Source organism: Aromatoleum tolulyticum (genome assembly GCF_900156155.1).
Lineage (GTDB): Bacteria > Pseudomonadota > Gammaproteobacteria > Burkholderiales > Rhodocyclaceae > Aromatoleum > Aromatoleum tolulyticum.
The window spans coordinates 248,845-264,830 of sequence record NZ_FTMD01000005.1 but is presented as its reverse complement, the minus strand read 5'-3'; the positions used below and the strand labels follow the sequence as shown (position 1 = coordinate 264,830).

The 15,986-nt window shown below is 68.0% G+C and carries 11 protein-coding genes; 7 read left to right on the top strand and 4 right to left on the bottom strand.

Features of this window, described 5'->3' with window-relative positions; all coding sequences use genetic code 11:
- The first annotated feature begins 10 nt into the window (after positions 1-10).
- Positions 11-2,716: a bifunctional acetate--CoA ligase family protein/GNAT family N-acetyltransferase gene (locus BW991_RS09855; protein ID WP_076601917.1), complete on the top strand. Its 2,706-nt coding sequence runs from the start codon at positions 11-13 to the stop codon at positions 2,714-2,716.
- Here the strand turns inward: BW991_RS09855 and BW991_RS09850 are convergent.
- The gene (locus BW991_RS09850) at positions 2,706-5,288 is read right to left on the bottom strand and encodes a bifunctional diguanylate cyclase/phosphodiesterase (RefSeq protein WP_139335913.1); all 2,583 of its coding nucleotides are present in this window, start codon (positions 5,286-5,288) and stop codon (positions 2,706-2,708) included. The genes BW991_RS09855 and BW991_RS09850 overlap by 11 nt on opposite strands.
- A 241-nt stretch (positions 5,289-5,529) precedes the next feature.
- On the opposite strand from BW991_RS09850, the gene BW991_RS09845 reads away from it, so the two are divergent.
- The 3 genes from BW991_RS09845 to BW991_RS09835 all read left to right on the top strand — a co-directional run bounded on the left by BW991_RS09845 (position 5,530) and on the right by BW991_RS09835 (position 9,027).
- Entirely contained in the window at positions 5,530-5,778 is a 249-nt protein-coding gene (locus BW991_RS09845) for a hypothetical protein (RefSeq protein ID WP_139335912.1), read from the top strand.
- Entirely contained in the window at positions 5,775-7,868 is a 2,094-nt protein-coding gene (locus BW991_RS09840) for an ATP-dependent helicase (RefSeq protein ID WP_076601915.1), read from the top strand. Before BW991_RS09845 ends, BW991_RS09840 begins: the two co-directional genes overlap by 4 nt.
- 253 nt (positions 7,869-8,121) lie before the next feature.
- Positions 8,122-9,027: a Dyp-type peroxidase gene (locus tag BW991_RS09835; protein WP_076601914.1), complete on the top strand. Its 906-nt coding sequence runs from the start codon at positions 8,122-8,124 to the stop codon at positions 9,025-9,027.
- Positions 9,028-9,058: 31 nt separating this feature from the next.
- Here the strand turns inward: BW991_RS09835 and BW991_RS09830 are convergent, their stop codons facing one another.
- The 3 genes from BW991_RS09830 to BW991_RS09820 form a co-directional block, all read right to left on the bottom strand.
- A complete protein-coding gene (locus BW991_RS09830) occupies positions 9,059-9,418 on the bottom strand; it encodes a thioredoxin family protein (RefSeq protein ID WP_076601913.1) in 360 nt (119 codons plus the stop codon).
- A gap of 191 nt (positions 9,419-9,609) precedes the next feature.
- A complete protein-coding gene (locus BW991_RS09825; RefSeq protein ID WP_076601912.1) occupies positions 9,610-10,722 on the bottom strand; it encodes a Glu/Leu/Phe/Val family dehydrogenase in 1,113 nt (370 codons plus the stop codon).
- A 36-nt stretch (positions 10,723-10,758) separates the two neighbouring features.
- The gene (locus BW991_RS09820; protein ID WP_076601911.1) at positions 10,759-12,393 is read right to left on the bottom strand and encodes a methyl-accepting chemotaxis protein; all 1,635 of its coding nucleotides are present in this window, start codon (positions 12,391-12,393) and stop codon (positions 10,759-10,761) included.
- Positions 12,394-12,821: 428 nt separating this feature from the next.
- Between BW991_RS09820 and pdhA the strand changes: the two genes are divergently transcribed.
- The 3 genes from pdhA to BW991_RS09805 are packed head-to-tail and all read left to right on the top strand — an operon-like array spanning position 12,822 to position 15,986.
- Complete coding sequence (gene pdhA / locus BW991_RS09815) at positions 12,822-13,913, top strand: pyruvate dehydrogenase (acetyl-transferring) E1 component subunit alpha (RefSeq protein ID WP_076601910.1); 1,092 nt, start codon at positions 12,822-12,824, stop codon at positions 13,911-13,913.
- A complete protein-coding gene (locus BW991_RS09810) occupies positions 13,906-14,886 on the top strand; it encodes an alpha-ketoacid dehydrogenase subunit beta (RefSeq protein ID WP_076601909.1) in 981 nt (326 codons plus the stop codon). The genes pdhA and BW991_RS09810 overlap by 8 nt, the downstream gene beginning before the upstream one ends.
- Positions 14,883-15,986, top strand: coding sequence for a dihydrolipoamide acetyltransferase family protein (locus tag BW991_RS09805; protein ID WP_076601908.1), 1,104 nt, complete (start codon positions 14,883-14,885; stop codon positions 15,984-15,986). The genes BW991_RS09810 and BW991_RS09805 overlap by 4 nt, the downstream gene beginning before the upstream one ends.

The following is a 15,986-nucleotide window of genomic DNA, read 5'->3' as shown; positions in this document are numbered from 1 at the left end:
GCCCTAGACCATGAGCTTCCGATACCTGCAGAGCCTCTTCAATCCGCAGTCGATCGCAGTGATCGGCGCCAGCGCCCGGCCGCGGCGCATCGGCAGCGTCGTGATGCGCAACCTGCTGGCCGGCGGATTCGGCGGTGCGATCATGCCGGTCAACCCCAAGCGCGACGCCGTCGCCGGGGTGCTGACCTATCCGAACGTCGCAGCCCTGCCGCGCACGCCGGACCTCGCGATCATCTGCACGCCGCCGTCCGCCATTCCGGGCATCCTCGATCAGCTCGGCGAACGCGGCACGCGCGCGGCCATTGTCATGGCAAGCCAGCTCGGCACCACGCTGGGGACGGACGGGCGGCCCCTCGACGTGGCGATCCTCGAAATCGCCCGCCGTCACGGCATCCGCATCCTCGGGGGCAGCACGCTGGGCGTGATGGTGCCGCAGGCAGGCCTGAACGCGACCTTCTCGCAGGTAGGCGGGCTGTCGGGCAACATCGGCTTCGTCTCGCAGTCCGACGCCGTCGGCACGATGGTGCTCGACTGGGCGCTGCCGAAGAAGATCGGCTTCTCGCACTTCGTGTCGCTCGGCGAGGCGCTCGACATCGGCTTCGGCGAAGTGCTGGACTTCCTCGGCAGCGATCCCGGCACGCGCGCGATCCTGATGTACATCGAATCGATCCGCGAACGCCGCAGCTTCATGGCGGCGGCACGCGCCGCGGCACGCAACAAGCCGGTGGTGGCGATCAAGGCCGGACGCGCGCAGCGCGCCATGCCGGGCATCGGCGACCCGCTGTTCCTCGACAGCCCCGGCCTCATCGGCAGCGACGACGTTGCCGACGCCGTGCTGCGCCGCGCCGGCATCCTGCGCGTCGATCACCTCAACGAACTGTTCGGCGCCGTCGAGACCGTCGTGCGCTCGCGCCCGATCCACGGTGATCGCCTTGTCGTCGTCAGCAATGGCGGCGGCGCCGGCATCATGGCCGAAGACAGCCTGCACCTGGGCGGCTACGCGCTGCCCGACCTCTACCCCAACACGCTCACCCGCCTGCGCCGCCTGCTCCCGCCCGACTGGAATGGCCGCAACCCCATCGCGATCCGCGTCGACGCACCGCCCAAGCGCTACGAAGACGTGCTCAAGATCCTGTGCGAGGAGCAGGATGGCGACGCGATCCTCGTGATCCACACGCCAAACGCCCTCACCCCCAGCATGGAGATCGCCGAAGCGGCGATCAAGACCATCCGCAGCGTCGGCGGCAACCTCCTGACGTGCTGGATCGGCGACGAGACCGCCGCAGCCGAACGCAAGCTGTTCGCGGATTCGGGCATCGCCACCTTCGATACGCCCGAGAACGCCACGCGCGCCTTCCTGCACATGGTCAATCACCGGCACACCCGCGAAGTGCTGATGCAGGCGCCGCCCTCCACTTCGGAGAACTTCCGTCCCGATGTCGAGGGCGCACGCACCGTGGTGCGCAAGGCGGTCGCCGAAGGCCGCACACGCCTGACCGAGCCCGAAGCCAAGCACATCCTGGCGGCGTACGAGATCCCGGTCGTGCAGACATATCTCGCGGCGACGCCGCAGGACGTCTCCGCGATTGCCACCGAGCTCGGCATGCCGGTCGCGGTCACCGTCATGTCCCGCGACATCCGCCGCAAGTGGGAAGTGGGCGGCGTTGCGCTCGATCTCGAAACCCCGGAGGCCGCCGAGTCGGCCGCGCAGGCCATGCTCGTGCGTGTTGCAGCCGCGCGGCCCGACATCAGGATCAGCGGCTTCGCCGTGCAGCCGATGGAAACGCGCGCCCATACCCGACAGCTGATCGTCGGAATGGTCACCGACCCGCTGTTCGGGCCGATGATCGTCTTCGGCGAGGGCGGACGGGGACTGGAGGTGTACCGCAACCTCGCCATCGGCCTGCCGCCGCTCAACCTGCCGCTCGCGCACGACCTCATCAACCGCAGCCGCGCCACAGGCCTGCTCGACGCCTACCACAACCACCCGGCCGCCAACCGCGATGCCGTGGCCGTGATGCTGACCCGCATCTCGCAGCTGATCGTCGACATCCCCGAGATCGAGGAACTCGACATCAACCCGATGTTCGTCGACGACCAAGGGGTTCTCGCGGTCGATGCGCATATCCAGGTTTCGACGGCGGCACCGAATCCGCAGCGGCTTTCGATCCGCCCCTACCCCGAAGACCTCGCCGAACCGGCCACGCTGCGCGACGGGCGTCAGATCGTCCTGCGCCCCATCCGTCCCGAAGACGAGGCCACGCATTACGAATTCCTCTCGCGCGTGACGCCGGAAGACATCCTGTTCCGCTTCTTCCACTACATCGGAACCCTGCCGCGCAGCGAAATGGCGCGGCTGACGCAGATCGACTACGACCGCGAAATGGCCTTCATCGCCAGCGGGCGGGACAGCTCGGGTCGCCCGGAGACGCTGGGCGTGGTTCGTGCCGTGGCCGACCCCGACAACCACACGGCGGAATTCTCCATCCTCGTGCGCTCCGACATGAAGGGCCACGGCATCGGCTCGACGCTGCTGAAGAAGGTGATCCGTTACGGCCGCGAACGCGGTCTGCAGGTGCTCGCAGGCGAAGTCATGGCCGAGAACGAACCGATGCTGAAGCTGCTGAAGGTGTTCGGCTTCACCGTCAAGGCTTCGGAGGAGCCCGGAATCCTCGCCGTGCGGCTGATGCTGCAGGAGCAGCCCGTCACGACGTGAGCGTCGACAGCGCCCGCAGCCACTGGCCGAATTCCGCCGCGGGCATGGGCCGCGCGAACAGGTAGCCCTGCCCCTCGTCGCATCCTTCCTCGCGCAGGAAGCGGCGCTGCGCTTCCGTCTCGATACCTTCGGCGATGACCTTGAACCCGAGGCTGTGCCCCAGCGCGATGACTGCGCGGCTGATCGCGATATCGGACGGATCGTCCGGCAGATCGTTCACGAAGGCGCGGTCGAGCTTGATCGTGCCGATCGGCAGCCGCTTCAGGTAAGCCAGCGACGAATAGCCCGTGCCGAAATCGTCGATGGCGGTGGTGATCCCCAGCGCCATGATGTCGTTGAGGACACGGCGACCGTGATCGGGGTTCTCCATGATCACGGTTTCGGTGATCTCGATCTCGAACACCGAGGGCGGCAGGCGCCAGTGCTCGATCACTGCACGCAGCGTCGCCACGATGTCGCTGCGATCGATCTGCGGCCCCGCCACGTTGACCCCGATCCGCCCGATTTCCAGCCCCTCGTCGAGCCAACGGCGTGCTGCCGCACCGACCTGCTCGAGCACCTGCTCACCCAGCGGAATGACGAGCCCGCTGCGCTCGGCAAGGGGAATGAAGTCGCCCGGCGGAATCAGTCCGCGCTCGGGGTCGCGCCAACGCACCAGCGCCTCCGCCCCGAGGTAGGCACCGTCCACGAGGCTGAACTGCGGCTGGTACCACACCTCGAATTCCTTGCGGTCGATGGCGCGGCGCAGGGAGCTCTCGGTGTGCAGGCGCTTTTGCGCCTCGGCGGTCATGTTGCGCTGGTAGAAGCGATAGGTGTTGCGGCCCGCCCCCTTCGCCTCGTACATCGCGGCGTCGGCGTTGCGGATCAGTTCGGTGACGTTCGGTCCGTCGTCGGGAAACACCGCGACGCCGATGCTGCTGGTCACCATCCCGGTGCCACCCGCCATCTCGAAAGGCACCTGGATCGCAGCGAGAATGCGCCGGATCACTTCGATCGCGTCGGCACCGTCGCCCAGCTCGGACAGGATCACCGCGAACTCGTCGCCGCCGAGCCGCGCAACCGTGTCCTCGACCCGCACGCAGGTACCGAGCCGTGCCGCGACGAGCTGCAGCAGCTGGTCGCCGACCGGATGCCCGAGGCTGTCGTTGATCGTCTTGAAACCATCCAGATCGAGCAGCAGCACGCCGACCCGGTGGCCATAGCGTTGCGCGCGTTCGAGCGCATGCTGCACGCGGTCGTGGAACAGCACGCGGTTCGGTAGCGAGGTCAGCGGGTCGAAATGCGCCAGCCGCTCGAGGTCGGCCTGCGTGCGCTTGATCGCCGAGATGTCCGAGAACACGCCGACGAAGTTGCGGATCTCCCCGCCCGAGCCGCGCACCGCGCTGATCGTGAGCCACTCCGGATACACCTCGCCGGACTTGCGCCGGTTCCAGATCTCGCCCTGCCACTCGCCCGCGGTCAGGATGGACGCCCACAGCTGGCCGTAGAAATCCTCCTCCTGGCGGTCGGATTTGAGGACGCTCGGCGTGCGCCCCCTGACCTCGTCGGCCGAATACCCCGTGATCTCGGTGAATGCCGGGTTGGTGGCGATGATGTTCCCGCGCGGGTCGGTCACGACCACGCCATCGGCCGTGGATTCGACGATCGTCGAAGCGAGCTGCAACGCATCATGCGAGCGCTTGCGCTCCGTCACGCGCGCGACGAGCAGGTTCGCCAGCCATGCGAGCAGGAGCGAGTTCAGAACGGCGATGACGAAATATTGGGACTCGAACGCCGCCATCCGCGGCCAGCCCTCCATCGGCGTCGCCGCCAGGACCCAGTAGCCGCCGGGCACGCCCAGGCGCGTCTTGACGGGTTCGTCCGCGAACACGCCCGGATCGCCGCCGACCAGATCGCCTTCTTCACCGCGCCCGTCCTTGCCGCGGACGGCGATGCGCAGCGCCTGCGACCCCGTGACTCCGCCATCGGCCAGAATGGTTTCGATGTTGCCGGCGATGGACACGGAGCCCCAGTAACCGCTGCGACCGCTGATCCCGTCCTCGCGCAGCACCACCGGCGCGCGGATGATCACCGCCCGCCCACCCTGCACCAGCGACACCGGACCGGACAGCACGGGTGTTCCGGACTGCATCGCCCGCTCCACGGTCGTCCACTGCTCCGGGATGCTGCGGTAGTCGAGACCCAATGCCTTCTCGTTCCCCTGCAACGGATACAGGCGCGCAATCACGTTGTTCGGTGCGTAGGCGATGGTACGGATCAGCCGCTGGTCGGCGATGGTCTGCTTTGCCATCGCATCGAACAAATGAGGAGGCAGATCGCCCTGATGCTGGATCAGATGGACGATGCCGTCACCGCCGACGATCGCCTGCTTGAGCACCCCGTCGAGTTGCGCCTGCACCGTGGCGAGTTCGGCGATCGTGCGGCTGCGTGCCTCGCTCAGCGCCCGCGCGGCGTCGAGCGAGCCCAGCACCAGGCCGACGGCGGTGCCGACGAGCAATACCGCCGCCGCCGCCAGCCATGACAGCCAACGATGGAATGCGGGAACGAGGCGATTGGCTACGGTCGTGGGCAAGATGGCGGCGCTGGGGATGATGACTGGATGAATGCCGGGACGGCGGGAATGTTACACGCCTACCCTGTACCACGCACCCACATCGGGATGCTCTCCCGCCCCCGGCACCTTGCGCCGGACTCGCGCGGCCCGTCAGCCCGCCAGCGAATCAGCGCAGGAGAGGCGCCCCCTTCGCACCCGCGAGGCGGGGTTTGCATCCGTCTGAATACTGTATATAGTTCCAGTTCAGAAGGATCACGCCATGCCTGCCCGATTCATTTGCCCCCACTGCCACGCCTCCCTTAATCCGCACGCGATGGAGCGCGCGTTCAGCGATCTCGCGGAATACCGCATCTGTCCGGCCTGCGACGAAGCGGTATTCTTCGCACTGCGCGACACGCCCCGCATTCCCCCGTGGCTGCAGCGTCCCGCTCCGAGCGACCGTGAAATCGAGGGGGCCTCGCTTGCACTCGTCCGGTCCGGAACGGGCGCCCTGCCGGAGTGCCGATGACGGCGGGGAATGCGACCGAGGTCGCGGAACTGCCCGCCTACCTGGATCACCTCAACGAAGCTCAGCGTGCCGCCGTCCTTTTCGGCACCGAGCCCGACGCCCCCGAACGCGATCATCCTCTTCTGGTGATCGCGGGGGCAGGATCGGGCAAGACCAGCACGCTCGCCCACCGTGTCGCACACCTGCTGGCCAGCGGAGCGGACCCCGGTCGCATCCTGCTGCTGACCTTTTCGCGCCGCGCCGCCGACGAGATGAACCGCCGCGTCGCACGCATCGTCGCGCAGCTGGCGAAATCCCGTCCGCGGCTCGCCGGCGCCTCCCTCGAATGGTCCGGAACCTTCCACGGCATCGGCGCCCGCCTGCTGCGCGAATTCGCCGGCCGCATCGGGCTCGAACCGGGATTCACGATCCACGACCGCGAGGACTCCGGCGACCTGATTAACCTCGTGCGGCACGAACTGGGGCTCTCCGCGAAGTCGAAGCGCTTCCCGATGAAGGGGACCTGCCTCGCGATCTACTCCGCCGCGGTCAACACCCAGGCGCCGCTCGGCGAAGTGCTGCAGCAGTCCTTCCCGTGGTGCAGCGAGTGGGAGGCCGACCTCAAACGCCTCTTTCTCGCCTACGTCGAGGCCAAGCAGGCGCAGCAGGTCCTGGACTACGACGACCTGCTGCTCTACTGGGCGCAAATGATCACCGACGCCGATCTCGCGACGGAAATCGGTGCACGCTTCACCCACGTGCTCGTGGACGAATACCAGGACACCAACCGCCTGCAGGCCTCCATCCTGCTCGCGATGAAGCCCGACGGGCGCGGCCTCACCGTCGTCGGCGACGACGCGCAGGCCATCTACGCCTTCCGCGGTGCGACGGTGCGCAACATCCTCGACTTCCCCGCGCATTTCGACCCACCGGCACACCAGATCACGCTCGACCGCAACTACCGCTCCACCCAGCCCATCCTCGGTGCCGCGAACGCGGTCATCTCGCTCGCAAGCGAGCGCTTCACCAAGGATTTGTGGACCGAGCGCGCCGGGGCACAGAAACCGCGCCTGGTATCGGTGCGGGACGATGCGGACCAGGCCGCCTGCGTTGTCGAATCCGTGCTCGCACGCCGCGAGGAAGGCGTCCGCCTCAAGGCGCAGGCCGTGCTGTTCCGCGCGTCGCATCACAGCGCCCGCCTCGAGGTCGAGCTCACCCGCCGCAACATTCCCTTCGTGAAATTCGGCGGGCTCAAGTTCCTCGAAGCGGCACACGTCAAGGACGTGCTCGCCGTGCTGCGCTGGGCCATCAATCCGCGCGACCGCGTGTCGGGATTCCGCGCCATCCAGCTTCACGCCGGCATCGGCCCGAAGACCGCCGGGCGGGTGCTCGACAACATCGCCAGCGCCGCGCCCGGCTGCCTCCTGCTCGCCGAACAGCCCGTCCCGGATGCGGCACGCGGCGCGTGGACCGCCTTCGCAGCGCTGCTGGAATCGGTCGCCGCCTCCACGTGGCCTGCGAGCCTCGAGCCGATCTGCCAGTGGTATGTCGGCGAGATGGCGCGCCTGTGCGACGATGCAGCCATCCGCGCCGGCGACATCGAACAGCTCGCACGGATCGCGGCGACCTACCCGAACCTCGAGCGCTTCCTCACCGAACTCACGCTCGACCCGCCCAGTGCGACGAGCGACGAAGCGGGCATCCCGCTGCTCGACGAGGACTACCTGATCCTGTCCACGATCCACTCGGCGAAGGGTCAGGAATGGTCCGCCGTGGCACTGCTGAACGCGGTCGACGGCTGTCTGCCCTCCGACCTCGCGACCGGCAGCAGCAGCGAGATCGAGGAAGAGCGCCGCCTGCTGTACGTCGCGATGACGCGCGCGAAGGATGCGCTCGATCTGATCGTGCCGCAGCGCTTCCACGTGTCGCAGCAGCACGGCCATGGCGACCGTCACGTGTACGCCAGCCGCACGCGGTTCATCCCGAACCGGATCCTTGAAAGCTTCGAGCAGACTTCCTGGCCGCCCCCCGCCGTCGCCCCCCGACCGACGGCGGAATCGCGCCGCATCGCGTTCGACCTCGGCGAGAAGATGCGATCGATGTGGAAGTGAGGCGAGTTGTCCCCAGTGAATGTGGATAAGTCTGTGTGCGGGTGCTGGACGAAGCGCGCAACTCCTTCTACGGACAGGGAATCCGCGTCCTGCTGCATTGATAGGCAATCGCGGCGGCACACGGCATCCCGCGCGGGAGCTTCCTCCCCGCTTACGGGCGGGCCGCCGAATGCGCTAACCTTGCGGTTTGCATGCGCGCGGCGGCTTTCCCGACAGGCCCGCGCCTCCTTTCCTTGTTACACCGGGAGCTGAGATGACCGCCGAGAAGATCCCCGACACGCCCCCATACCAGGCCGGAATCATGAAGGCCGTGCCGGCGCTGGCACGTCACCTGTTCTTCGCCCTCGATTCGATCACCGAGCTGCCCGATGCGCTGAGCCGGATCGCGCCCCTCGCCGACGGTGACGCGACCGTCATCGGCCTCGGCGACTCGCTCGTTCGCACTGCCGGGGGGCATATCGACGGCCTTCGACCCTTCCCGGCCCTCGGCGGCAGCGCGGTTGACATCCCCTCGACCCAGCACGGCCTGTGGTGCTGGCTGCGCGGCGACGATCGCGGCGAATTGCTGCACCGCAGCCGCCGCATCGAAGCGGCCCTCGCACCGGCCCTGCGCCTCGTGCAGGCGACGGAAGCCTTCCGCTACGGCAAGGGGCTGGACCTGACCGGCTACGAGGACGGCACCGAGAACCCCGAAGGCGACGAGGCGCTCGCCGTCGCCTTCGCCTCGACCGGCGCGGACGCGTTGCAAGGCGGAAGCTTCGCCGCGGTTCAGCACTGGCTGCACGATCTCGATCATTTCGAACGCCTGCCCGGCAACGAGCAGGACCACATCATGGGCCGGCGCAAGAGCGACAACCAGGAGCTTGAGGACGCGCCGGAATCGTCCCACGTCAAGCGCACCGCGCAGGAGAGCTTCGACCCCGAAGCCTTCGTGCTACGGCGCTCCATGCCGTGGACGGACGGTGCGCAGTCCGGACTCGTGTTCCTGGCCTTCGGACACTCCTTCGACGCGTTCGAAGCGCAACTGCGCCGCATGGCGGGGCTCGACGACGGCATCGTCGATGCGCTGTTCCGCTTCAGCCGGCCCGTGACGGGCGGCTATTACTGGTGCCCGCCGATGCGCGACGGCCGCATCGATCTCCGCATACCGGGCCGCTGATCACCGCAGGGGCCTCGGCCCCGCTGCCGTCCTACTCGGACCGAGACGCGGTTCCGGACCCGGAGGCGGATCCAAGGATCTGCAGCGCCTCGGCGATCTCCGCGGCGCTGCCCGGGCGCACGATGCGCGCAAGCTCCACGCCGTCGCGCAGGAACACCAGCGTCGGCCACAGCTTGACCCGGAAGGAGCGCCCCAGCGGCCGGCCGGGACCGTCCTCGATCTTCAGATGGCGGACCTGCGGATATGCAGCGAAAGCTTCCGCGATCAGCGGCTGCGCCCCCCGGCAGAACCCGCACCATCCGGTGCCGAATTCCAGCACCGTCGCATCCTTCAGCGCGTCGATCTCCTTGCGGTCGGGTGCAACCGCCGAATACTCCGTGTTCGATCCCATCCATCACTCCAATACATGAAGCCTGCTCGGGTACCTTGTCCCTCCCCTTTCAATGGGGAGGTTAGGAGGGGGATGGGTTTGTGCGGCTTCTGCGTAACCCATCCCCACCCCAACCCTCCCCTTGAAGGGGAGGGAGTGACCGCGCAGCACTCGACCCGATGTCACATAACTGATTGTCGGCTTATAGCAGCTCAACCGGGGCGCCAGCGGCCGAACGACATCGCCTTCCTGATTCGCGCCGTCGCGAGCGCGATCGCCGCCTCGCGCGGCAGTATCGACTGCGCGGATGCAGTCTTGATCACTGCACGCGTATTCTCGCGCACCTTCTCCGCAATCGCGGCGACCGCGGCGGCCTGACTCCCGCCGGCATACTCCACGGCCCCGCAGATGACTCCGCCCGCATTCGCGATGAAGTCCGGCACGCACAGCACCCCTTTGCGGTGCAGATACTCCTCGGCCGCGCGCGTGAAGGGAATGTTGGCACCCTGCAGCACGAGCCGCGTGCGCAGGCGCCCGACGTTGTCCTCATGCACGACGTCGGGCCGCGCCGCGGGAATCCAGATGTCGCATTCGATGTCGATGACGGCGTCGGGTCCGCCCTTCTGTCCGCCGGGATAGTCGAGGACGGAGCGGCCCTCGGCCTTGAGCACGTCCAGCGCGGCGAGGTCTATCCCGTGCGGCTCCCACAGCGTCCCGGTCGAATCGGCGGCGGCGACAACAACGGCCCCCTTCTGCGCGAGGAAATGCGCGGAGTGCCGGCCAACCGCCCCGTAGCCCTGGATCGCGACGCGCGCGCCTGCCAGTTCGAAGCCGCAGGCAGCGGCCGCCACTTCGCCCGCATGCGCGACGCCCCAGCCCGTCGCTCCGATCTGGTCGAGCGGGATGCCGCCGAGTTCGCGCGGCAGTCCCACCGCCCGGCCGATCTCGTCGCGCACCCAGGCCATGCAGGTTTCGTCGGTCCCCATGTCGGGACCGAAGATGTAGTCGCGAATGTCGCGCAGCGCGCCCGCGAGCCCGCGCACGAGGCGTTCCTTGTCGGGGCGCGGCATCCTGGGGTCGCCGTACAGCACGACCTTGCCGCCGCCGTGGCGCAGGTCCGCTGCGGCGTTCTTGTACGTCATCGCGCGCGCGAGGCGGAAGCATTCCTCAGTACTGACGTCGGGCGCCATGCGCACGCCGCCGATCGCGGGCCCGATGGCAACGTTGTCGATGACCAGCACGGCCTTCAGTCCGATGCCGGGTTCATGGACATGAATGATCTTCGCCGGCCCGAGATCGTCGGCAAAATCGAACGCGTCGCTCATCGCCCCCTCCTCCCCAAGCCGGGCAAGCGCAGGCGATCAGGTATGGAAGCGGCCCACCGCCCCCTGCAGTTCCCCCGCCAGCGCGCCCATGTTGCGGGCCGCCGCGGCCGTCTGACCGGCGGCCTCGCTGTTGCCCTGCGCCATCTGCTTGATCGTCTCGATACCCGAGAAGACGTCGGCGCTCACCCGCTCCTGTTCCTGCGTGGCCGCGGCGATGCTGTCCAGGCCGCGCCCGACGGCGACCACGGATTCGCTGGCTGCGGCAAGCACGCCATTCACCGTCATCATAGACTCGCGGCTGGTGGCGATGTGGTCCATTGCGTCGGCAATCGCGCGCGTGACCTGTTCGGACTGTTTGCCCAGCGTGTGCGTGATGGCATCGATCTCGTTGGCCGAGGAGGCCGATTTCTCGGCGAGCTTGCGCACCTCGTCGGCAACCACGGCAAAGCCGCGGCCCTGCTCGCCTGCCCGCGCGGCCTCGATGGCCGCGTTGAGCGCGAGCAGGTTGGTCTGTTCGGCCAGCTCCTTGACCTCGCTGGTGATGTGCGTGATCGCCGTCGTGCTCGACACGAATTCGCCGACCGAATCGGCGATGCCGCGCACGGTGGTCTCGACCATCCCGACACGCTCATCCAGCGTCGTGAGGCTGGCGTTGCCTTCGTCCGAGCGACGCAGGCTCTCGCGCGACAACTGGCGCACTTCCTCCGCACTGCGGGCAACCGTGGCGATGCTTGCGACCATCTGTTCGACGGCCTGCGCCGTGGTTGCGGAGGTCGCGCTCTGGCTCTGCGACGACGCGACGACCTGATCGGCGCGCACGACGAGTTCCGCTGCGGCGGTCGACACCTGGGCGGCCGACTCGCCGACGTGGCGCACCAGTCCCGCGATCTTCGCCATCATCTCGTTGAACACCGCCGACGCAATACCGATCTCGTCGCTGCCGCGCACTTCCAGGCGGCGCGTGAGGTCGCCCTCGCCCGAGACGATCGCGCGCAGTCCCGCGACCATTCGGTCGAGGGGCCCGGTCACCGCACCACGGATGAAGGACCAGATGAACAGGAGCACGACGAGGCTCGCGACCAGCGCGATCCCCAGCGATTCGAACCGCTTCGCGGTGATCGCCTTGTCGGTCTTGTCGAGCGAGATCTTGATCCCGATCGTGCCGATCGTGGCGTTCTCCGGCGCGTCATGGCACTCGACGCAGTTTCTGCCAAGGTACTTGGTGACGTTCTTCGTCGGACGGATCGCGAGCAGGTAAGCGCCCTCCTTGTCCTCGCGGACTTCGACGTAAGGTTCGCCGGTGCGCAGGACCTGCGCCTCGAGTTCGTTGGGTGTCAGGTCGTTGCGCGGCCTGCCCTCGTCCTTCGAGCTTTCGACGCCCTCGCGCGCGAGCTCGCCCGGAACGACGCGCAGTTCGCGGATCGCCGCGAGGTGGCTGATCTGGTCGAGCAGCACGTGCTTCTTGTGCATGGTCTCGGTGATCATCATCGCCGTCATCCCCGCGAGCGCCGAGTCATGCATGCTGAGCGAAAAGTCCATCGCCTGATCGACCGCGAGCTTGCGGCTGTTGTGGCTGTCCCAGAAGATCATCCCCGCCCACACGACGATCAGCAGGGCCCAGATCGACGCAGTCAGTCGAACCCAGATCTTGATATCGGAAATCCGCAGCATTTCATTCCACCTCGCCCGACGCAGGGGCGCAAAAATTCCGGGCTTCGATCGGGGCTGAACCCCGATCGCGGCGCGATCCGCCAAACGGCGCGCATCGCGATCCCTCCAATAGTCACGTATCACATTCTATCTACATCGCCACAGCGCCACGTTATGAAGAGGCGGGGAAATATTCGTCATTTCGGTGTTTTGACGAACCACCCACGAGGAGGAAACTGCTGCGGTCGGCGACGGTCGACGGAGTGACCCCCTGATCGCCGGCGACCACCCCACGGCGCTGCACGGGCCGGGTCGGGCCGCCACGAATCCGAATCTCACCGTGACGTCTTTCCTTCGACACGGGCCATGGGTACCCGACCGACGGCAGGCATGCATTAGACTGGAGCCGGACAGGGTCAAGAAGAACGAGACGAACAAGGAGACTGGCCATGGCTACCGTTGCCCGGTTCGAAATCGGATTCACGCGGTTTCTCGATGCGGAGGGCGAGGCGACGCAGGAACTTCCCGCCTTCGTGCTCGATCCCGCCAACCTGATCCCCCTTTACCGCGCCATGCAGCTCACGCGCGCCTTCGACACGAAGGCGATCGCGCTGCAGCGCACCGGCAAGATCGGCACCTTCGCGTCGGCGCTCGGCCAGGAAGCGATCGGCGTCGGCGTTGCCGGCGCGATGCGCAAGGAGGACGTGCTGGTGCCGTCCTACCGCGACCATGCGGCGCAGTTCGTGCGCGGCGTGACGATGACCGAGAGCCTGCTGTACTGGGGCGGCGACGAGAGCGGCAGCAATTTCTCCGTGCCGCGCGAGGACTTCCCGATCTGCGTGCCGATCGGCACCCAGGTGTGCCACGCTGCGGGCGTCGCGTACGCCTTCAAGCTGCGCAAGGAGCCGCGCGTCGCAACGTGCTTCCTGGGCGATGGCGCGACCTCGAAGGGTGACTTCTACGAGGCACTGAACTTCGCGGCGGTATGGCGGGCCCCGCTGGTGGTCGTGATCAACAACAACCAGTGGGCGATCTCGGTGCCGCGCGAGCACCAGTCCGCGACGCCGACGCTCGCGCAGAAGGCCATCGCGGCGGGTATCGAGGGCGTGCAGGTCGACGGCAACGACGTGATCGCCGTGCATGACGCCGCGCGCAAGGCGATCGACAAGGCGCGCGCGGGCGGCGGCCCGAGCCTGATCGAGGCGATCAGCTACCGGCTGGGCGACCACACGACGGCCGACGACGCGACGCGCTACCGCGATCCGGACGTCGTGCAGCAGCAGTGGGCGAACGAGCCGATCCGGCGGCTGCGCAACTACCTCGCGCGCATCGGTGCGTGGGATCAGGAGAAGGAAGAGCGCCTGCTCAAGGAATGCACGGAGCAGATCAATGCCGCGGTCGAGGCCTATCTCGCGATTCCACCACCCGCCACGACGGCGATGTTCGATCACCTGTACGCGACGCTGCCGGCCACCCTGCAGGAACAGCGCGAGGCGGCGCAATGGTTCGCGTCACGCGACGGAGGAGGCAGCCATGGCTGAACTGAATCTGGTCGAGGCCATCAACCGCGCCCTGGACTGGGAGATGGCGCACGATCCGTCGGTGGTCGTGCTGGGCGAGGACGTCGGCGTCAATGGCGGCGTATTCCGCGCGACCGTCGGGCTGCAGGAGCGCTTCGGCCCCGAGCGCGTGCTCGACACGCCGCTCGCCGAGACGGCCATCGTCGGCACGGCGATCGGCATGGCGGCGCAGGGCCTGAAACCCGTCGCGGAGATCCAGTTCTCGGGCTTCATCTACCCCGCGATGGACCACATCTGGAATCACGCCGGGCGCCTGCGCAACCGCACGCGCGGACGGCTGTCCTGCCCGCTGGTGGTGCGTTCGCCCTGCGGAGCGGGCATCCACGCGCCGGAACACCATTCGGAAAGCCCCGAGGCGCTGTTCGCCCATCTGCCGGGCGTGCGCGTCGTAATCCCCTCGTCCCCGTCGCGCGCCTACGGGCTGCTGCTCGCCGCGATCCGCGACCCGGACCCGGTGATCTTCCTCGAACCGACGCGGCTCTACCGCCTGTTCAAGCAGGAAGTGGCGGACGACGGCGAGGCGCTGCCGCTCGACGTGTGTTTCACGCTGCGCGCCGGCACCGACGTGACGCTGGTGAGCTGGGGTGCGATGCTGAACGAGACCCAGGCCGCAGCCGAAGCGCTCGCGCAGGAAGGCGTCATGGCCGAGGTGATCGACGTCGCGACGCTCAAGCCGCTCGACATGACGACGATCCTCGAATCGGTGGCCCGCACCGGGCGCTGCGTGATCGTGCATGAGGCGACGCGCACCGGCGGCTTCGGCGCGGAGATCGCGGCGAATCTCGCCGAGCACGGACTGTATTCGCTGCTGGCACCGGTGCAGCGGGTCACCGCATGGGACGTCGTGGTGCCGCTGTCGCGGCTCGAACACCAGTACATGCCGAGCGTCGAGCGCATCGTCGCGGCGGTCAGGAAAACACTGGAGGGCGCATGAAGATCTTCAAACTGCCCGACCTGGGCGAAGGACTGCAGGAAGCCGAGATCGTCGAGTGGCACGTCAAGCCAGGCGACGAGGTGCAGGCCGACCAGCCGCTGCTGTCGGTCGAGACGGCGAAGGCCATCGTCGAGATTCCCGCTCCGTGGGCCGGGCGCGTCGAGAAGCTGTTCGGCGCGGCGGGGCAGATCGTACTGGTGGGCGCACCGCTGGTCGGCTTCGAAGGCGCAGCCGGGGATGCGGATGCGGGCACGGTGGTCGGTGAAGTGAAGGTCGGGACGCAGGTGCAGCAGGAGGCGCCGGCCGCGGTCGGACGGCCTGCGGCGGCGATCAAGGCAACCCCCGCGGTGCGCGCGCAGGCGCGGCAGCTCAACGTGGATCTGTCCATGGTCACCCCGTCGGGGCCGGACGGACTCATCACCCTCGCCGACGTGCAGCGCGTCGCGAAGATCCTCGCCGAAGTGGGCCCGCCCGAGATCCTGCGCGGCGTGCGGCGCGCGATGGCGCAGAACATGGCGCTCGCGCAGAGCGAAGTCGCCGCCGCGACCGTGATCGACGACGCCGACATCCACGCCTGGCCAGCCGGCACGGACATCACGATCCGCCTGATCCGCGCGCTGGTGGCCGGCTGCAAGGCCGAGCCGGGGCTCAACGCCTGGTACGAGAGCCATACGATGGGCCGGCGCGTGCTGGCAAAGATCGACGTCGGGATCGCCGTCGACCTCACCGACGGGCTCTTCGTGCCGGTGCTGCGCGACGTCGCGAATCGCGACCCGGCCGACCTGCGCGCGGGAATGGACCGCATGCGCGCGGACGTCGCGGCGCGCAAGATCCCGGCCGAGGAGATGCGCGGCAACACGATCACGCTGTCGAACTTCGGCATGATCGCGGGCAAGTACGCCGCGCCCATCGTCGTGCCGCCCACGGTCGCGATCCTCGGGGCCGGACGGGTGCATGACGCAGTCGTCGCGTTCGACGGCAAGCCGGCGGTGCACCGCGTGCTGCCGCTAAGCCTCACCTTCGACCACCGCGTCGTGACGGGCGGCGAAGCGGGCCGCTTCCTCGCCGCGGTGATCGCGGACCTGGCGAAGCCGGCCTGA